An 18,343-nucleotide genomic window follows, 5' to 3' on the forward strand; every position below is an offset into this window, starting at 1 on the left:
CTAACCTGCAAAACCCACGCGCCGGCGCAGCTCTCTTTGGTCTGCGCCGGCGAGCAGCTCGATCAGGACGCGCGCCGCGGTGGCATGTGCCGCGCATGTCGTCACACCCGCCGTGTACATCGTCGCGAGCGCGTAGTCCGGAGGCAGCGAGCCGGACAGCACAATGCCTGATGTCGCGATGATTTCGGTCGCCTGCGTGCATCCGATCGGCCGCGTGGCCTCGGATGCCGCAAGCTGCCGCATCGCGGTTGCGCCGTTAGGAAAGATTTTGAGGCGGGACGCAACCTCGCCGGCGATGCCGAGCTGGTCCAATACCTTGGCGACGTGAATTCCGGCCGTCGAGGCCTTGGTGTCGGGAACGAAGATCGCATCCGCCGCACACAGCGCGTCCCGCAGGTCAGACTCGGTCTTGACGCTGACCTCGGGATCGCCGGCACGTACGGCAAGCGCGGTCTCGACCACGCCGACGTCGACGATCGAGGTCGGATCGACGAGCCCTTCGTCGGCAAGCCTGGTCACGAGCGCGCGCGTCAGGATGACGAGATCGGCCGACGTACCTCCACGCAACTTGTCGGCCATCAGGCCGACCGCGCCGAACTCACCTTCGATCCCGTAGCCGGTCCGCGCTTCGAGGGCCCCGGAAAGCTCGGCGACGAGGCCCTGCGCCGCGCCGCCGCTCAAAATATGGATTGCCGTCACGATGCATGCTCCATTGCTGCGATCAGCCTTTCGCGCGTGATTGGCATGTCGCGCACGCGGATGCCGAGGCAATCGAATACAGCATTTGCAATCGCCGCCGTCACCGGCCCGTGCGCGGCTTCGCCGGCGCCGACCGGCGCGATCTCCGTTCGCTGGATGACCTCGACGTCGACGGCAGGCACCTCGCTGAAGGTGAGGATCGGGTAATCCGTCCAGGACGTGGAGGTGATGCGTGTGCGGTCGAAGCGGACGCGCTCCTTCAAGACCCAGCTCGTAGCCTGGATCGCGCCGCCCTCGATCTGGTTGGTCACCCCATCCGGATTGATAGCCTCGCCGACGTCGACCGCGAGCGTGAGCCGCCTGACGCGAATGTCCTCTTGGCTTTCGATTTCGGCAATCGCCGCGCAATAGGCGCCGGTGTTCTTGTAGCGCGCGAAGCCGAGGCCATAGCCGTTGCCGGCTTTCTTCTGCGGCTTCCATTTCGCGCGTGCCGCAACGGCGCGAATCACATCCTTGGCCCGCTCGTCCCGCAAATGGCGCAGCCTGAACTGGACGGGGTCTTCGCCGCTGATGGCCGCGATCTCGTCGAGCATGGACTCGATCGCGAACACATTGCCTTGCGCGCCGAGCGTTCGTAGCGCCGAGGTGCGGATGGGCATGGTCAGGAGGCGATGGCTTTCGATCGTCCAGGCGGGCAAGTCATAGAGTGGAATGGAGTTACGGTCGCTGCCGCCGCCATTGGCCACGGGAGGGTCTGACGAGATCAGGCGCGGGTAGGGCGTTGCGAGCTCGGTTGCCGCGAGCAGGGCAGGCTGCGCCGCGCGTCCCGGCCGGGCGGTATGGCCATTGCTCCAGACTGCGTGCCGCCAGCCGACGATCTCGCTGTCCGCATCGAGATCGGCCTCGATCTCGATCGCCATCGCCGCACCGAATGGCGCATGCGACATTTCATCGTGCCGCGACCATTGCACCCGCACCGGACGTCCGCCGGCCGCCCGTGCCAGCAGCACGGCGTCGAGCGCGACGTCATCGGCCGCATTGTGGCCGTAGCAGCCGGCGCCTTCCATGTGCTCGACGATGATGCTTTCGACCGGCAGCTTCAGCACGATCGCAAGGTCGGCGCGCAGCATGTAGACGCCCTGGCTGTGTGTCCAGACGCGGACGCGATCTCCCTCCCACTGCGCCATCGCGCAGGACGGCGCGATCGAGGCGTGCGCGATATAGGGACGGGTGTATTGCCGGCGGATCGTGCGCGCGATCTGCTTCGGCGCGGCTGCGCCTCTCGTGTCGATGACCCTGGTCTCGACCGGCTGGCCCTTCAGGAACGCAGCCAGATCGTCCTCGTCCGGCAGCGGCTCGCCGGCCGACCATGTTGCCCCCCTGCGCAACGCTTTCAACGCGGCCTCGGCACTATCCTCGGTCTCGCTGACGACGCCCACAAAGCTGCCGTCCCGCACGATCGCGATGAGCCCGGCAACCGCGCGCGCCGCGGTTTCATCGAGCACCATGAGCCTTGCGCCCGACACCTCCGGCCGCAGCACGCGGCCGTGCAGCATGTTCGCCAGCGGCGTATCGTGAATGAAGCGCGGCCGCGCGAACACCTTGTCGGGAATGTCGATCCGTTGAACGGATTGCCCGGCCATGCCGCGCGCGGCGGCGGGCTTCGCGACCGCTTCCGCTGTCGCGATGCGATCGAGCGAGACCTCGCCGGCGAGCTCCCAATAGCTGGTCCGGACATTGCCCGGCCCGGACATCGTGCCGTCGTCGATCTCGAGCGTTGATGCGTCGACGCCGAGCCGGTCCGACGCCGCTGCGAGGAACAGCCGGCGCACCTCGGCGCAGATCTGGCGAAGCGCGCGGCCCGATTGCTGGATCGAGAGGCTGCCTGAGGTGACGCCCTCGTTCGGGCTCGCGGCCGTCGAGGCGCGGATCATCGCGATCCGGCCGATATCGACGTCGAGCTCGTCGGCGGCGATCTGCGCCAGCGCCGTGACGATGCCCTGGCCGATCTCGACCTTGCCCGGCGAGATCGCCACGCGTTCGTCGGGCGTGAACTTCACCCAGGACGATAGCCTTGGATTGGTGGCCAGGCTGGGCGGCAGTTGCGGAGCAGGGGGCGGCGTGCTCATGGCGCGGCCATCTCCGACGCTGCGCGCAGCACCGCCCGCACCATGCGGTTCTGCGAGCCGCAGCGGCAGAGGTTGCGATCGAGCGCTTCCCTGACCTCCGCCTCGGTCGGCGATGGCTTGCGTTGCAGCAGTGCCGCCGCGCTGATCAAAATGCCCGGCACGCAATAGCCGCACTGCATCGCCTGCTCGGCGATGAAGGCACGCTGCAGCGGGTGCGGATGTTCGGGGGTGCCGAGACCTTCCACGGTCGTGACCTCCTTGCCGGCCACCGACCACAGCGGCATGTCGCAGGAGGCGAGGGCGCGGCCGTCGACCATCACGTAGCAGGCGCCGCATTCATTGGCGCCGCAGCCGAAATGGCTGCCCGTGAGGCCGAGCCTGCCACGCAGCACCGCGAGCAGCGTCTGATCGGAATCGGCGTCGATCGCGGTGTCGGAGCCGTTTAGGCGAAATCGAATGGTTGGCATTTCCGGATGACGACCTCAGGACTTGTCGAACTTCTTGACGACATCGGCCCATTTCACGATGTCGCTGCGCAGGAATGTTTCGAACTCATTCGGCGTCATCGCCATCGGCACGGCACCTTGTTCGGTCCAGAGCTTGACGATGTCGGGTCGCTTCACAAGGGCTGTGACGGCGGCGTTGAGCTTGTCGATGACCGGTTTCGGCGTGCCCGCCGGCGCCATCAGGCCGAGCCAGATGGTCGCCTCATAGCCGGGTACGCCGGCTTCGCCTGCGGTCGGGACGTTCGGCAGCACCGCGGAGCGCTGCTTGCCCGTGGTCGCGAGCGCACGTACCTGGTTCTCCGTCACATTGGGTGCCATCGCCGGCACCGCATCGATCATCATCTGCACTTGTCCGCCGATCACGCCGCTGCGCGCCTCGCCGCTGTTGCGATAGGGGACGTGCACGACGTCGATATCAGCCATGGCTTTGAACAGCTCGCCGGCCATGTGATAGGGCGTGCCCTGTCCCGATGACGCGTAGTTCAGCTTGCCCGGCTGCGACTTGGCGAGCGCGATGAACTCGGAAAGCGACTTCGCCGGCACGGAAGGGTGAACCACGATGACGAGATCGGAATAGTTCACCGGTGCGATCGGCGCGAGGTCGCGCATCAGATCGTATTTGCGCTGCGCCGGCGTCAGCAGCGATTCGTTCGCGGTCTGGGTGTTGGACATCATCAAGAGCGTGTAGCCGTCGGCCTGCGACTTCGCGGCCTCCAGCGTGCCGATGACGCCGCCGGCGCCGGTGCGGTTCTCGATCACGAAGGGCTGGCCAAAGCTCTCCTGAAGCACGTTTCCGATCAGTCGCGCTGCAACGTCGGCGGGTCCCCCGGCCCCGAAGGGGACGATGATCCGGACCGCATGCGTGGGATAATCCTGCGCGAAGCAGCGCGGCGCGGAGAATAGGGTGAGCAGCCCGGCGGCCAATGCCAGCGCGAATTTTGGGCCCGTCATGCCCGCCTCCCTCTGTCGTTCTTGTTGGCGCGCACTCTAGCGACAAGCCAAGCCGGCTGTCGACGCCTCACAAAGTCGACCTGGCTGGGAATACCTTGCTGGGAATATTGCGCGGTTTCCGGTGTGGCCGCCGGAACAGGCCGGGTCAGCCCCAGCTATTTGCATGGGCAATCCCGGATAAAGGGGCTCGGCTGGCCGATCCTTTGGTGTTACGAATTTGGCCATGAACCAGCACGCCAAGATTGCGATCCGCCATTCCACCTGTCCGCACGACTGCCCGTCGGCCTGCGCGCTCGATGTCGAGGTCATCGAAGGCCGCAGCATCGGCCGCGTACGCGGCTCGAAGCAGCAGACCTATACGGCGGGTGTCGTCTGCGCCAAGGTCGCGCGCTATGCCGAGCGTATCCATCACCCCGAGCGGCTGATGTATCCGATGCGCCGCACCGGGCCGAAGGGCTCGGGCCAGTTCGAGCGGATCTCCTGGGACGAGGCGCTGGACGAGATCGGGCATCGCTTCAACGCCGTCGAGCGCGAATTCGGCGCCGAGGCGGTCTGGCCCTATTACTACGCCGGCACCATGGGACTGGTGATGCGCGACGGCCTCAACCGCCTCACGCATGTGAAGAGATATTCGCGCTTCTATTCGACGATCTGCGCCAACGTCGCGCGCGTCGGCTTTGCGGTGGGCGCCGGCAAGATCGCCGGCGTCGATCCGCGCGAGATGGGAGTCTCAGACCTCGTGGTGATCTGGGGCACCAACCCCGTCAACACCCAGGTCAACGTGATGACGCACGCCTCCCGTGCCCGCAAGGAGCGTGGCGCGAGGATCGCCGCCGTCGACATCTACAACAACGACACCATGAAGCAGGCTGACATCAAGATCATCCTGCGTCCCGGCACCGACGGCGCGTTCGCCTGCGGGGTCATGCATGTCCTGTTCCGCGACGGTTATGCCGACCGCACCTATATGGACAAGTACACCGATTGTCCCGCCGAGCTCGAAGCGCATCTGGAGACGCGCACGCCGGAATGGGCGTCCGCGATCTGCGGCGTTCCGGTCGCCGAGATCGAGGCCTTCGCGAAGGCGATCGGCGAGACCAAGCGGACGTTCTTCCGCCTCGGCTATGGCTTCAGCCGCAGCCGCAACGGTGCTGCCCAGATGCATGCCGCGGCCTGCATTCCCGCGGTGACCGGCGCCTGGCAATATGAAGGCGGCGGCGCCTTCTTCAACAATTACGCGCTGTGGCACTTCGACGAATCCATCATCGAAGGCCACGAGGCGATCGATCGCTCGACGCGCGCGCTCGACCAGTCCAAGATCGGCCGCATCCTGACCGGCGATGCCGAGGCCCTGCACGGCAAGGGGCCGGTCAAGGCGATGCTGATCCAGAATACCAACCCGGTGACGGTTGCGCCGGAGCAGGTGCTGGTGCGCCAGGGCTTTGCGCGCGAGGACCTGTTCGTGGCGGTGCACGAGCAGTTCATGACCGAGACGGCGCAGATGGCCGACATCGTTCTGCCGGCGACCATGTTCATGGAGCATGACGATCTCTATTACGGCGGTGGCCATCAGCACATCTCCGTCGGGCCCAGGCTGATTGATCCGCCCGGAGAATGCCGCTCCAACCACGAAGTGCTGCAGGCTTTGGCGCCGCGCCTCGGCGCCAAGCACCGGGGTTTCGAGATGTCGCCGCGCGAACTGATCGATGCGACGCTGAAGCTGAGTGGCCACGGCGATATCGCGGCGCTCGAAGCGGACATCTGGCGCGATCTCCAGCCGGATTTCCGCACGTCGCACTTCCTTGACGGCTTTGCGCATGCCGACAAGAAATTCCACTTCAAGGCCGACTGGGTGCATCCGCCGTTCGGCCTGATGATGGGCGATTTCGACAAGATGCCGTCGCTGCCGGATCATTGGGCCGTGATCGAAGAGGCCGATCGGGACCATCCGTTCCGGCTTGCGACGAGCCCATCGCGCAGCTTCCTCAACACGACCTTCAACGAGACGCCGTCCTCGCAGGCGCGCGAGGGCAAGCCGAGCGTGATGGTCCATCCCCTGGATGCGGCCGCACTCGACATCGCCGAGGGCGATGCCGTGACGCTCGGCAACACCCGCGGCGAGACGACGCTCATTGCGACGCTGTTCGACGGCGTGCAGCGCGGCGTGCTGATCGCGGAGTCCGTCCATCCGAACAAGAACCACATCGGCGGCCGCGGCATCAACGTCCTGACCGGTGCGGACACGATCGCCCCGATCGGCGGCGCGCCGTTCCACGACAACAAGGTCTGGCTGAGGAAGGCGGCGAACGCCTAAGGCGCGCACTCCGTCACACCATAGCCGGCGAACTCCTTGGCGATGTTCGGGTCCAGCGACTTGGCGAGAGCTATGTCCTTTGCACCATCGCCGCCGCTGCGCTTGGTGGCGATGCCGCGGCCGAACAGCGAAGACGATGCGCGCGGGTTGCGCTGGATGGCGTCCGAATAATCCTTGATCGCCTCAGTCGTCTTGCCGAGCTTGAGGTTGACGAGCCCGCGGCTGTCCAGCGCATCGGTCAAGCCGGGATCGATCTGAAGCGCCTGGTCGCAATCGGCGAGCGCGGATTGCAGATCGCCGATCGCGGCCCGTGTCCAGCAGCGGTTGTTGAGGGCTTCCGCATCCTTGGGATCGAGGCCGAGGACGGCATCGAAATCCGCAACCGCGAGCACATAGAGATGCCGGATCGCATAGACCTGTCCGCGCTGGTAGCGCGCAACCGCGTCGTTGCCATTGGCGGCGATCTTGCGGCTGAGGTCCGCGATCACGGGATCCCTGGCGAGATCTTCCGCGCTCGCCCCGCTGTCCGGCTGAGCTGCCTCGCAGGCGGGCTTTGGCGGCTCTGTCTTTTGCGGCTCGGGCTTCGCGGGAGTTTGATCTGCGGGCTTGTCGGGCGGACGCGCCGCAGGGCCAGTGAACGAAAACTCTGACGTCAGCGACGACGACAACCAGGGCACCTGCTCCTTGTTGGTCGCGTTGACCACGCCATCCTTCGTGTTCGTCAACGCCTGCTCGGCGCTGACGCCGGGCACTGACATCTCGCGCAACAACTCGGTGACGAACAGGCCGTGGTCGTTCTTGCTGTTGGTCACGACCGAGCCGAGCCCGGTCGAGTAGAGCACGAGCGAATTGGCGGGCGTGACGACCGGCGCAAGGCCCGCCGAGTAGCGGCGGAAGCGCCGCTCGAACGGGTTGCGGCGCGAAGCCTCGATCAGCGCGATCTTGATTGCTGCGCCGCGGTTGTGCATCTCGCCCAGGATGGCTTCGAGTGCGAAGCCCTCGCGCGACACGTCCGGCTCGGTCCAGATCTGGGCGTCGACCGGCAGCAGGTAGGTCTGCCGGTTGGACTGCACCCCAAAACCGTCGAAGAAGATCAGCGCGACCGATCCCTGTGCGATCCTGCCATAGAAGCGATCGAGTGCCTTTCGCATGGCGTCGCCGGTCAGGTTAATCGCCTTGTCGACGACGAACCCGTCGTGCATCAGCTCCTCCGCCAAATCATTGGCATCGTTTGCCGCGTCGTTCAGCACCAATTCGTTGTCGGGGTATTTGGCGTTGCCGATCACGAGCGCGATTTTCGCAGGGTCGGCGGCCAGGCCTTCGCCGGCAAAAGCAATGATCAAACCTGTCAGCAACAACGCGACGGTGGCGCGCATGAATTGCTCTTCGGTGATGAAATCTCCTTTCAGGATAGCGGGCATCTCCCATATTTCAATCGCCAAGCGCAGTTGCGCCAAGGCGCTATGACGATTTCATGCCCGAGATTGTCCTTGCGCTCGACGTCCGACCTGCCGCAAATGGTTGGCAACGGGAGCAACGAGCGAGCGGGCCATGACCGACACGAGCAGCGTCATCACCGAGAAGCGCGGGCAGGCGTTCTGGATCACCATCAACCGCCCGGAGAAGCGCAATGCGCTCAACGGCGAGGTGATCGCCGGCATCGCCAAGGGTTATCGCGATGCGCATGACGACAAGGACGTCCGTGTCATCGTGCTCACCGGGGCGGGCGACAAGGCGTTTTGCGCCGGCGCGGACTTGCAGAATTCCGGCGCCGCCTTCGCGATGGACTTTTCCAGGCCCAACGTCGACTACGCCGATCTGTTGCGCCTGTCGCAGGATGCGACGAAACCTGCGATCGCGCGCCTCAGTGGCGTCTGCATGGCCGGCGGCATGGGCCTGTTGTGCATGACCGACATGGCGGTCGCCGCCGATCACGTCATCTTCGGCCTGCCCGAGGTGAAGGTCGGCGTGTTTCCGATGCAGGTGCTCAGCCTGCTCCAGAACATCGCGCCGCCGCGGCTCGTCAACGAATGGGCACTGACGGGCGAGCCGTTCGATGCCAAGGCTGCGCAAGAGGCGGGCCTGCTGAACTACGTGGTGCCGGCGGCCGAGCTCGACGCCAAGGTCGACTGGTTGATCGGCCGCATCGTCGACAAGTCACCGACCGCGATCCGCCGCGGCAAATACGCCATGCGCGCCATCGCTTCGATGTCGTTCGACGAGAGCATCGCCTATACCGAGAGCCAGATCGCGCTGCTTGCGATGACCGAGGACGCCAAGGAAGGCCTGAAAGCCTTCAGCGAGAAGCGCAAGCCATCCTGGACGGGGCGGTGAGGGGAGGAGCTGGAGCCCTCACCACATCACTACCGTCATTCCCCGCGAAAGCGGGGAATCCAGTACGCCGCGGCCTCTCCGTATTCATCACCGCCTCTGGAATACTGGATCGCCCGCTTTCGCGGGCGATGACAGCGAGTAGGTGAATGGCACTTGCCGCAAGCTCGTCATTGCGAGCGAAGCGAAGCAATCCAGGTTCTTACCGCGGCGTAGCCCAATGGCGGCTTGCAGCTTGTTCGATGATGGCATTTTGCCCCTGATTTGCCCGACGCGTCAAGAGAATTCGTAAAATCAGCAATGCTGCGGGCGGTCGTCGCCGACTCCTTTGCATGGGGTTGTTTTTCAGATTTTGTTCTGGCGTCACGGAAGCAAGTCCGTAGGGTGGTTAGCCGAGGGCGTAACCCACCCTACGTCCTGATTTGGCGTCTCAGCCCGCGTTCGCCTTCAGCCCGGCCGCTGTGATGCCCGCGACGGCGCAGGCTTCGTCATTGTCCGAGGTGTCGCCGGAGACGCCGACCGCGCCGAGGAGCGTGGTGCCGTCCTGGATCAGCACGCCGCCGGGGACCGGGACCAGCGCGCCCTTGGCGATGGTGTTCACGGCGTCGATGAAATAGGCCTGCTCCTGCGCTCGCTGGAACAGCGCGCGCGATCCCATGCCCATCGCGAGCGCGCCATAGGCCTTGCCGTGCGCGATCTCGGCGCGCATCAGGCTGGTGCCGTCCTGCGCCGCCGCGAGCTTGAGGACGCCGCGTGCATCCAGGATGGTGACGACGAGCGGCTTCAGCTTCAGCTCCGCGGCCTTCGCGAAGGCGGCGTCGAGGATCTTGCGGGCGGTGTCGAGGGTGAGTTCAGCCATTTGGAATGTCCTTGTGTGATGAGGTCGTTGGATTTGCTTTGGCGCGATCGAGGCTCATGGCGAGCACGCGCGCGACATGCAGGGCGTCGCGCGCGCTGCCGTCATGGATCTGATGCCGGCACGAGGTGCCGTCGGCGACCACCAGCGTTGCCTGGTCCGCACGGCGCACAGCGGGCAGCAGCGACAGCTCGGCCATCTCGAGCGAGGCATCATAAGTGTCCGCGCCATAGCCGAAGGCTCCGGCCATGCCGCAGCAGCTCGACTCGATGGTCTCGACTTTCAGGCCGGGAACGAGGCGCAGCACCTGCTCGACCGGCTTGAAGGCGCCGAAGGATTTTTGGTGGCAATGGCCGTGCACGAGCGCCTTCTCGCCGACCGCTCCGAGCGGCAGTTGCAGGCGTCCAGCTTCCGCCTCGCGTATCAGAAACTCCTCGAAGGTGAGGGCGTGGGCACTGACGGCCTTGGCGTCGTCGTCCTTGCGCAGCGACAACAGCTCGTCGCGCAGCGTCAACAGGCAGCTCGGCTCGAGCCCGATGATCGGTACGCCCCGTGCGGCAAACGGTGCGAAGCTCGCAACGAGACGGTCGAGCTCGGCCTTCGCCTCGTCGACGAGACCTGCGGACAGGAACGTGCGGCCGCAGCACAGCGGCCGGGTGCCGCTGACGGGCTTTGGCAGATGCACGCGATAGCCGCCTGCGACGAGCACACGCAGCGCGGCGTCGAGGTTTTCCCGCTCGTAGATCCGATTGAACGTATCGGCGAACAGCACGACCTCGCAGCCATCCACGGGTCCAACCGCCTCCGTAGGCGGCGCAAACACGTCGCTGCGGAACGCAGGCAACGCGCGGCGCGCGCTGATGCCCGCAAAACGCTCGAACAGCTTTCGCAGCAGAGCGCTGCGGTTGCGCAGGTTCGCGAGCGGCGCGAAGCGCGAGGCGATACCGGCATAGCGCGGCAAATAGCCGACCAGCCGGTCGCGCAGCGTCAAACCGCGAGACGCGACGCGCGCCGCCAGCACCTCGATCTTCATCTTGGCCATGTCGACGCCGGTCGGGCATTCGTGGCGGCAGGCCTTGCAGGAGACGCAGAGTTTCAGTGTCTCCATCATCTCGTCGGAGGACAGCGCATCAGGGCCGAGCTGGCCGGAGATCGCGAGCCGCAGCGTGTTGGCGCGGCCGCGGGTGACGTCCTTCTCGTTGCGCGTCGCGCGATAGGACGGGCACATCACGCCGCCCTCGAGCTTGCGGCAGGCGCCGTTGTTGTTGCACATCTCGACTGCGCCCTGGAAGCCGCCGCCCGCACCGGGCCAGGCAGACCAGTCGAGCCTGGTCTTGAGCTCAGTGATGCGATAGTCCGGCCGGTAGCGGAACAGCGCGCGGTCGTCCATCCTGGGCGCGTCGACGATCTTGCCGGGGTTGAGGACGTTCTCGGGATCAAACCGCCGCTTCACTTCCATGAAGTCCGCGACGAGACGCTCGCCGAACATCGCTGCGTGAAACTCCGAGCGCACAATGCCGTCGCCATGCTCGCCGGAATGCGAGCCCTTGTACTCGCGCACCATGGCGAAGGCCTCTTCGGCGATGGCGCGCATCGCCTTCACGTCCTTCTCCAGCTTCAGGTTCAGGACCGGACGCACATGCAGACAGCCCTCGGAGGCATGAGCGTACATCGTGCCGCTGGTGCCGTGCTTCGCAAAAACCTCGTTGAGCCGCGCGGTGTAGTCGGCGAGATGCGGCAGTGGCACCGCGCAGTCTTCGACGAAGGAGACCGGCTTGCCCTCCTGCTTCATCGACATCATGACGTTGAGGCCGGCGGCGCGGAAATCGGCGATGCCACTCTGCAAGGCAGGCTCGGTGATCTCGACCACGCCGCCCCATTTGCGCTTGTCGTTGGTCCAGCCGAAGCCGAGATCGCCCATCAGCTCGGTGAGCTGCTTGAGCCGCTGCAAATTGGTCGCCTGGTCCTCTTCGGCGAACTCCACCACCAGCACCGCATCCGGATCGTCCCTGATCGCAGCGCCGATAATGGGGCGAAACATCGCGATGTCGCGGCCGAGCGCGATCATGGTGCGGTCGACGAGCTCGACCGCGATCGGCTTGAGCTTGACGAGATGCTGGGCCGCATCCATCGCCTCGTAGAAGCTGCCGAAATGGCAGACGCCAAGGGCCTTGTTGCGGATGACGGGCCACAGCTTCAACTCGACCTTGGTGGTGAAAGCGAGGGTGCCTTCGGAGCCGACGAGCAGATGCGCCATGTTGTTCGGCGCATTGCGCGGTGTGAGCGCATCGAGATTGTAGCCGCCGACGCGGCGCTGCACTTTCGGAAACCTGTCCGCGATCTCGTCGGCCTCGCGCGCGCCGAGATCGAGCATGTCGCGGAACAGGGCCAGCGTCGTCGCGCTTGCTTTGACGTCGGAGAGATCGCGCGGCACGTCGCCGAAGCGCGCTAGGGCGCCGTCGGCAAGTGCGGCTTCCATCGACAGCGTGTTGTCGCGCATGGTGCCGTAGCGCAAGCTACGGCCGCCGCAGGAATTGTTGCCGGCCATGCCGCCGATGGTGGCGCGCGACGCCGTGGAGACGTCGACCGGGAACCACAGGCCGTGCTTCTTGAGCTGGCGGTTGAGATCGTCGAGCACGATGCCGGGCTCGACCACGCAAGTCCGGTTCTCGATGTCGAGCGAGAGGATGCGGTTCAGGTGTTTCGAGACATCGATGACGAGACCGTCATTGACGGTCTGGCCGCATTGCGAGGTGCCACCGCCGCGCGGGGTGACCTTCAGGCCCTCGTCGCGGGCAATTGCCAGCGCCCGCAGCGCCTCGTCCATGCTGCGCGGCACAACCACGCCCAGGGGCATGATCTGGTAGAAGGAGGCATCCGTAGCGTAGCGGCCGCGGCTGAAGGCATCGAACAGGACGTCGCCCGTGATTTCACGGGCCAGACGCCCGGCCAGGCCGCTGTTTTGCGCCGATTTTATCGATTTTTCGGCCACGTCAGCCGCCATGATCCGCTCTCGCTCTTTCGTCGGTGACGTCTTGCCTAGGGTCGGCCGGATTGGCAAGGCGAGCCCTGCTTCTTGCGCATTGGCGGGCCTTCTTAGGCGGGGGACAAGCCCGGCGAATAGTGATATTCGAGCGGCTCGCCGAGACCCCTCGGAAAGACTCTCAAGACCGGGAAGGACGCCGATGACCGTGCACACTGGAAGGCATTTTCTCCAGATTCCAGGACCGACCAATGTGCCCGACCGGGTGCTGCGGGCGATGGACATGCCGACGCTGGACCACCGCGGTCCGGAGTTCGCCGAGATCGGTTTTGCCGTCCTGGCCGCGATGCAGCGGGTTTTCCGCACCAAGCAGCCCGTGATCATCTATCCCTCCTCCGGAACCGGCGCCTGGGAAGCGGCGATGGTCAATGTGCTCTCGCCCGGCGACAAGGTTTTGATGTGCGAGACCGGCCAGTTTGCCGTGCTGTGGCGCGGCATCGCCGACAAGTTCAAGCTCGACGTCGACTTCATCCCGGGCGACTGGCGTCATGGCGCCGATCTCGCCGAGATCGAACAGCGCCTGTCCGCCGACAAGCAGCACAAGATCAAGGCGGTCTGCGTCGTGCATAACGAAACCTCGACCGGCTGCGTGACGCCGCCCTCGGAGGTGCGCAAGATCCTCGACCGCGTGAAGCATCCGGCCTTGCTGATGGTCGATACCATCTCGGGCCTCGGCTCGATGGAATATGAGCACGACGCCTGGGGCATCGACGTCTCGGTCGCAGGCTCCCAGAAGGGCCTGATGCTGCCGCCGGGCCTCGGCTTCAACGCGGTCTCGGAGAAGGCGCTAGCCGTCGCCAAGGCCAACCAGGGCATGCGCTCCTATTGGGACTGGCAGGAGGTCATCGCCTTCAACAAGGCCGGCACCTTCCCCTACACGCCCGCGACCAACCTACTCTTCGGCCTGCGCGAGGCGGTCAAGATGCTGGAAGAGGAGGGGCTCGAGAACGTCTGGACCCGCCACAAGCGCCATAGCGCCGCGACGCGCGCGGCGATCAAGGTCTGGGGCCTGGAGACGCAGTGCGCCGATGCCAACGCGCATTCGCCGGCGCTCACCGGCGTGCGCATGCCCGAGGGCCATGACGCCGACAATTTCCGCAAGGTGGTGCTGGAGAATTTCGACATGTCGCTCGGCACCGGCCTGAACAAGGTCAAGGGCAAGGTGTTCCGGATCGGCCATATCGGCCATTTCAACGATCTGATGCTGATGGGCACACTGTCCGGCGTCGAGATGGGCCTGGATCTTGCAAAGGTCCCGCATCGGAGCGGCGGCGTGCTGGCGGCCATGGACGTCCTCAAGGGACGCGACGTGGTGCCGATGACCAAGGCTCAGGTCGCCTGAACCAACTCGAGTGAAGTGAATAAAGAGAGCGCGCGATGAACGCACCCGTGACTGCCAGTGAAGACCTGCTCTATTCCGTCACGGACGGCATCGCGCGCATCACCTTCAACCGTCCGCAGGCGCGCAACGCGCTGACTTTCGCCATGTACGAGCGCATGGCGGAGATCTGCCTGGCCATCAACGACGACCGTTCGATCAAGGCGCTGATCCTGACCGGCGCCGGCGACAAGGCGTTCGCGTCGGGTACCGACATCTCGCAGTTCCGTGCCTTCAAGACCGCGCAGGACGCGCTCGACTACGAAGCGCGGATCGATCGCGTGCTCGGGACGCTGGAGCAGTGCCGCGTCCCCGTCATCGCGGCGATCGCGGGGGCCTGCACCGGCGGCGGCGCGGGGATTGCCGCCTGTTGCGATATCCGCATCGGCACCGAATCGACCCGCATCGGCTTTCCGATTGCGCGCACGCTCGGGAACTGCCTGTCGATGTCGAACATCAGCCGCGTCGTCTCGCTGGTGGGACCTGCCCGCACCAAGGACCTGATCTTCAAGGCGCGCCTCGTCGAGGCGCCGGAGGCCCTGGCGCTCGGCCTGCTCAACGAGGTCGTGCCTGACGTCGAGACGCTTCGGCGTCGCGCCGACGAGACTGCCAAGCTCGTCGCGAGCCATGCGCCGCTCACGCTCGAAGCCACCAAGGAGGCGGTGCGCCGCATCCGTCGCACGCTCTCGCGTGAAGAAGGCGAGGATCTGATCCTCAAGGCCTATATGAGCGAAGATTTTCGTGAAGGCATGGACGCCTTCCTCAACAAGCGCGCGCCGAACTGGAAGGGCAAGTAAGGCCTGCGAACGCGCCGTCCGTCAGCCGAAAGTCATATGCGGCCGAATGCCCGACTGCTTGAACTCGCCAGCATTCCTCCGCACAATGCGCCGATAAATTTCCCGGCATCACAAAGCCAATAAAAACCAGGGGACGAAACTCGTGCGTATTCCAGTGAAGGCCGTCGGCGCTGTGGCGGCCCTGTTGATGAGCGCGCCGGCCTTGGCCGGCTGGGAGCCGACCAAGCCTGTCGAGATCGTGGTCGCAGCCGGTGCGGGCGGTGCCTCCGACCAGATGGCGCGCATGATGCAGGCCGCGATCCAGAAGAACAATCTGATGAAGCAGCCGATGGTGGTATCGCTCAAGGGCGGTGCCTCCGGCGCCGAAGCCCTGATGTACATGAAGTCCAGCGAGGGCGATCCGAACAAGGTGCTGATCGCCTACTCGCTGATCTACATGCTGCCGCTGTCCGCCAAGATCCCGTTCAACTGGCGCGAGCTGACGCCGGTCTCGGTGATCGCGCTCGACCAGTTCGTGCTATGGGACAACGCGGCGGGTCCGAAATCGGTGAAGGAGTTCATCGAGGCGGCGAAGGCCGCAGGCTCCCCGTTCAAGATGGGCGGCACCGGTTCCAAGCGCGAGGATCACGTGCTGACCGTCTTCCTCGAGCAGAAGACTGGCGCGAAATTCTCCTATCTGCCCTACAAATCAGGCGGCGAGGCCGCGACCCAGCTCGTCGGCAACCACACCGAATCCAACGTCAACAACCCAAGCGAAAATCTCGAAGTCTGGCGCGCAGGCCAGGTGCGGGCGCTCTGCGTATTCGACAAGGAGCGCATCTCCTACACCACCAAGGTGACGGAGACGCAGTCCTGGCACGACATCCCGACCTGCAAGGAGGAGGGGCTGGACATCCAGTACCTGATGCTGCGCGCGATGTTCCTGCCCGGCAAGGTCACGGCGGAGCAGCAGGCTTTCTACACCGACCTCTTCCAGAAGGTGACGCAGACTGCGGAGTACAGGGATTACATGGAGAAGCAGGCGCTCAAGCCGATCTTCCTCACCGGCAAGGACATGGTGCAGTTCCTCGAGGAGGACGACGCGCTGAACAAGTCGCTGATGACGGAAGCCGGTTTCGTTGCGAAGTAGCTGCTCCTCCCTCTCCCCGCAAAGCGGGGAGAGGGAGAATTGACCGCAATCCGTCCCGAACAGCTCATGTCTCAAACCGATATCGAAATCGTCGTCGATGATCCGACGGCACCGGACGAAAATTCACCTGCCGTCGTCGGCACGGGAACGATCGAGATCATCGTCTCGATCGTGCTGCTGCTGCTGGCTGTCACGCTCGGCTACGACAATTGGCGAACCGGCGCCTCCTGGGATTCGACCGGGCCCGAGCCCGGCTACTTCCCGTTCTATCTGTGCGTCGTCCTCGCCGGTGGAAGCCTCTACGGCCTCGTCGCGGCGCTGCTTGCGCGGCGCGCCGGGGGCGAACCCTTCATCACCCGCGCGCAGGCGCGCCGCGTCATGGCGGTGTTCGCGCCGACCCTTCTGTTCTGCCTGGTGACGCAGTTCCTCGGGCTCTATGTCGCGAGCTTCCTTCTGATCGCGGGCTTCATGCGGCTGATCGGCAAGATTGCGCTGTGGAAGTCGCTGCTCACCGCCTTCCTGTTCACGGCGATCATGTTCGTCACCTTCGACATCGCCTTCGACGTCATCATGCCGAAGGGGCCGCTCGAAGCGGCCTTCGGTTTCTAGGACGGACCGGCGATGGAAGCGTTCGGTCTCCTGGTCCACGGCTTTGCCGTCCTGCTCACCTGGAAGACGCTGCTGCTGATGATGGTCGGGCTCGTGCTCGGCATCTTCGTCGGCGTGTTGCCGGGGCTCGGCGGCCCCAACGGCGTCGCTATCCTGCTGCCGCTGACCTTCACGATGGATCCGACCTCGGCCATCGTGATGCTGTCCTGTATCTATTGGGGCGCGCTGTTCGGCGGCGCCATCACCTCGATCCTGTTCAACATCCCCGGCGAAGCCTGGTCGGTGGCGACCACCTTCGACGGCTACCCGATGGCCCAGCAGGGCAGGGCGGCGGAAGCACTCACCGCGGCGTTTACCTCCTCCTTCATCGGCTCGCTGGTCGCGGTGCTGCTCATCACCTTCCTCGCGCCGATGATCTCGTCCTTCGCGCTCAAATTCGGCCCGCCCGAGTTCTTCGCGGTGTACCTGTTGACCTTCTGCTCCTTCGTCGGTCTCGGCCGCGAGGCCAAGCACAAGACCGTCATTTCGATGTCGCTTGGCCTTTTGCTCGCCGGCATCGGCATGGACACCGTATCGGGCCAATTGCGCATGACGTTCGGCTCCGCCGAGCTGCTCCGCGGCATCAACTTCCTCGTCGCCGTCATCGGGCTGTTCGGCATCAGCGAGATCCTCCTGACGATGGAGGAGCGGCTGGCGCTGCGGGGGCACGCCGCGAGCATCTCGCTGCGCGTCGTGCTGTCGGTGTGGAAGGATCTGCCGAAATACTGGGTGACGCTGCTACGCTCCTCCTTCATCGGGTGCTGGCTCGGCATCACGCCGGGCGGCGCGATCGCGGCTTCCTTCATGGGCTACAATCTCGCCAAACGCTTCGCCAAGGATCCCCAAAGCTTTGGCAAGGGGCGCATCGAGGGCGTGTTCGCGCCGGAGACGGCCGCGCACGCCTCCGGCACCTCGGCGCTGCTGCCCATGCTCGCGCTCGGCATTCCCGGTTCGGGGACGGCGGCCATCCTGCTTGGCGGGTTGATGGTGTGGGGCCTCAATCCGGGGCCGCTGTTGTTCGTAGAGCACAAGGATTTCGTCTGGGGCCTGATCGCCTCGATGTATCTCGGTAATGTCGTCGGCCTCGTGCTGGTGCTGACCACTGTGCCGATCTTTGCCTCGATCTTGCGCGTGCCGTTTGCCGCGGTCGCGCCGATGATCGTGGTGTCCTGCGCGATCGGCGCCTACGCCATCCAGAACGCGATGTTCGACATCTGGCTCATGCTGGGCTTCGGCGTCGTCGGCTACGTCTTCAAGAAGATCGGCATTCCCCTGGCGCCCTTCACGCTGGCGCTCGTGCTCGGCAACCGCGCCGAGGACGCCTTCCGCCTGTCGATGATCGGCGCCGGTGGCGACCTCAGGGTGTTCTGGTCGAACGGGCTGGTCGGCTCGATCACGACGCTGGCGATCCTGCTGCTGTTCTGGCCCATCATCGATGGTCTGATCAGGCGTGTCGGGTTGGCACGGGGTGGGGCGTCAACTTCTCGATAAATGGCGCCACAAGCATCAGCGCGTCGTAATTGACAGCACTCCTCGATCGCCTTGTTGCCGATGCGCAACAG

14 protein-coding genes are annotated in these 18,343 nt (G+C 65.1%); 7 read left to right on the forward strand and 7 right to left on the reverse strand.

Annotation, left to right across the window (positions count from 1 at the left end):
- Genes QQL28_RS10700 through QQL28_RS10715 form a run of 4 tightly spaced genes read right to left on the reverse strand, consistent with a single transcriptional unit; the run spans nucleotide 1 to nucleotide 4,285 of the window.
- Complete coding sequence (locus QQL28_RS10700) at nucleotides 1–699, reverse strand: molybdate ABC transporter substrate-binding protein (RefSeq protein WP_284264610.1); 699 nt, start codon at nucleotides 697–699, stop codon at nucleotides 1–3.
- Entirely contained in the window at nucleotides 696–2,828 is a 2,133-nt protein-coding gene (locus tag QQL28_RS10705; protein WP_284264611.1) for a xanthine dehydrogenase family protein molybdopterin-binding subunit, read from the reverse strand. Before QQL28_RS10705 ends, QQL28_RS10700 begins: the two co-directional genes overlap by 4 nt.
- Nucleotides 2,825–3,295 (reverse strand): (2Fe-2S)-binding protein, encoded by a 471-nt coding sequence (locus QQL28_RS10710; RefSeq protein WP_284264613.1) that lies wholly within the window; start codon nucleotides 3,293–3,295, stop codon nucleotides 2,825–2,827. The genes QQL28_RS10705 and QQL28_RS10710 overlap by 4 nt, the downstream gene beginning before the upstream one ends.
- 15 nt (nucleotides 3,296–3,310) lie before the next feature.
- Nucleotides 3,311–4,285, reverse strand: a complete 975-nt coding sequence (locus QQL28_RS10715) for a tripartite tricarboxylate transporter substrate binding protein (protein ID WP_284264615.1) — start codon at nucleotides 4,283–4,285, stop codon at nucleotides 3,311–3,313.
- Between the two features lie 223 nt (nucleotides 4,286–4,508).
- On the opposite strand from QQL28_RS10715, the gene QQL28_RS10720 reads away from it, so the two are divergent.
- A complete protein-coding gene (locus QQL28_RS10720; RefSeq protein WP_284264617.1) occupies nucleotides 4,509–6,599 on the forward strand; it encodes a molybdopterin-dependent oxidoreductase in 2,091 nt (696 codons plus the stop codon).
- Here QQL28_RS10720 and QQL28_RS10725 read toward each other — a convergent pair.
- Nucleotides 6,596–7,975 carry a caspase family protein gene (locus tag QQL28_RS10725; RefSeq protein WP_284264619.1) on the reverse strand — a complete coding sequence of 460 codons (1,380 nt, stop codon included), beginning with the start codon at nucleotides 7,973–7,975 and terminating at the stop codon, nucleotides 6,596–6,598. The genes QQL28_RS10720 and QQL28_RS10725 overlap by 4 nt on opposite strands.
- 175 nt (nucleotides 7,976–8,150) lie before the next feature.
- Here QQL28_RS10725 and QQL28_RS10730 point away from each other — a divergent pair, with 175 nt between their 5' ends.
- Entirely contained in the window at nucleotides 8,151–8,933 is a 783-nt protein-coding gene (locus QQL28_RS10730) for an enoyl-CoA hydratase/isomerase family protein (RefSeq protein WP_284264621.1), read from the forward strand.
- A gap of 427 nt (nucleotides 8,934–9,360) precedes the next feature.
- On the opposite strand, the gene QQL28_RS10735 is transcribed toward QQL28_RS10730, so the two are convergent.
- The gene (locus tag QQL28_RS10735) at nucleotides 9,361–9,789 is read right to left on the reverse strand and encodes a GlcG/HbpS family heme-binding protein (protein ID WP_254111541.1); all 429 of its coding nucleotides are present in this window, start codon (nucleotides 9,787–9,789) and stop codon (nucleotides 9,361–9,363) included.
- On the reverse strand, nucleotides 9,782–12,790 hold the full coding sequence (locus QQL28_RS10740) for an FAD-binding and (Fe-S)-binding domain-containing protein (RefSeq protein WP_284264625.1): 3,009 nt from the start codon (nucleotides 12,788–12,790) through the stop codon (nucleotides 9,782–9,784). The genes QQL28_RS10735 and QQL28_RS10740 overlap by 8 nt, the downstream gene beginning before the upstream one ends.
- 181 nt (nucleotides 12,791–12,971) lie before the next feature.
- Here QQL28_RS10740 and QQL28_RS10745 point away from each other — a divergent pair, with 181 nt between their 5' ends.
- The 5 genes from QQL28_RS10745 to QQL28_RS10765 all read left to right on the forward strand — a co-directional run bounded on the left by QQL28_RS10745 (nucleotide 12,972) and on the right by QQL28_RS10765 (nucleotide 18,272).
- A complete protein-coding gene (locus QQL28_RS10745; RefSeq protein WP_284264627.1) occupies nucleotides 12,972–14,171 on the forward strand; it encodes a pyridoxal-phosphate-dependent aminotransferase family protein in 1,200 nt (399 codons plus the stop codon).
- A gap of 35 nt (nucleotides 14,172–14,206) precedes the next feature.
- A complete protein-coding gene (locus QQL28_RS10750; RefSeq protein ID WP_284264629.1) occupies nucleotides 14,207–15,004 on the forward strand; it encodes an enoyl-CoA hydratase/isomerase family protein in 798 nt (265 codons plus the stop codon).
- A gap of 187 nt (nucleotides 15,005–15,191) precedes the next feature.
- Nucleotides 15,192–16,133 (forward strand): Bug family tripartite tricarboxylate transporter substrate binding protein, encoded by a 942-nt coding sequence (locus tag QQL28_RS10755; RefSeq protein WP_284264972.1) that lies wholly within the window; start codon nucleotides 15,192–15,194, stop codon nucleotides 16,131–16,133.
- A gap of 66 nt (nucleotides 16,134–16,199) precedes the next feature.
- Nucleotides 16,200–16,742 (forward strand): tripartite tricarboxylate transporter TctB family protein, encoded by a 543-nt coding sequence (locus QQL28_RS10760; RefSeq protein ID WP_284264631.1) that lies wholly within the window; start codon nucleotides 16,200–16,202, stop codon nucleotides 16,740–16,742.
- 12 nt (nucleotides 16,743–16,754) lie between these two features.
- Nucleotides 16,755–18,272, forward strand: coding sequence for a tripartite tricarboxylate transporter permease (locus QQL28_RS10765; protein ID WP_284264633.1), 1,518 nt, complete (start codon nucleotides 16,755–16,757; stop codon nucleotides 18,270–18,272).
- Nucleotides 18,273–18,343: the final 71 nt, after the last annotated feature.

Origin of the sequence: Bradyrhizobium iriomotense, from assembly GCF_030160715.1 — a bacterium.
In the GTDB taxonomy this organism is placed as follows: Bacteria; Pseudomonadota; Alphaproteobacteria; order Rhizobiales; family Xanthobacteraceae; genus Bradyrhizobium; species Bradyrhizobium iriomotense.

Coding starts and splice junctions, on each gene's coding strand:
- QQL28_RS10705 (WP_284264611.1), bottom strand. CDS start 2,828: ATGAGCACGCCGCCCCCTGCTCCGCAACTGCCGCCCAGCCTGGCCACC.
- QQL28_RS10710 (WP_284264613.1), bottom strand. CDS start 3,295: ATGCCAACCATTCGATTTCGCCTAAACGGCTCCGACACCGCGATCGAC.
- QQL28_RS10715 (WP_284264615.1), bottom strand. CDS start 4,285: ATGACGGGCCCAAAATTCGCGCTGGCATTGGCCGCCGGGCTGCTCACC.
- QQL28_RS10720 (WP_284264617.1), top strand. CDS start 4,509: ATGAACCAGCACGCCAAGATTGCGATCCGCCATTCCACCTGTCCGCAC.
- QQL28_RS10725 (WP_284264619.1), bottom strand. CDS start 7,975: ATGCGCGCCACCGTCGCGTTGTTGCTGACAGGTTTGATCATTGCTTTT.
- QQL28_RS10730 (WP_284264621.1), top strand. CDS start 8,151: ATGACCGACACGAGCAGCGTCATCACCGAGAAGCGCGGGCAGGCGTTC.
- QQL28_RS10735 (WP_254111541.1), bottom strand. CDS start 9,789: ATGGCTGAACTCACCCTCGACACCGCCCGCAAGATCCTCGACGCCGCC.
- QQL28_RS10740 (WP_284264625.1), bottom strand. CDS start 12,790: ATGGCGGCTGACGTGGCCGAAAAATCGATAAAATCGGCGCAAAACAGC.
- QQL28_RS10745 (WP_284264627.1), top strand. CDS start 12,972: ATGACCGTGCACACTGGAAGGCATTTTCTCCAGATTCCAGGACCGACC.
- QQL28_RS10750 (WP_284264629.1), top strand. CDS start 14,207: ATGAACGCACCCGTGACTGCCAGTGAAGACCTGCTCTATTCCGTCACG.
- QQL28_RS10755 (WP_284264972.1), top strand. CDS start 15,192: ATGAGCGCGCCGGCCTTGGCCGGCTGGGAGCCGACCAAGCCTGTCGAG.
- QQL28_RS10760 (WP_284264631.1), top strand. CDS start 16,200: ATGTCTCAAACCGATATCGAAATCGTCGTCGATGATCCGACGGCACCG.
- QQL28_RS10765 (WP_284264633.1), top strand. CDS start 16,755: ATGGAAGCGTTCGGTCTCCTGGTCCACGGCTTTGCCGTCCTGCTCACC.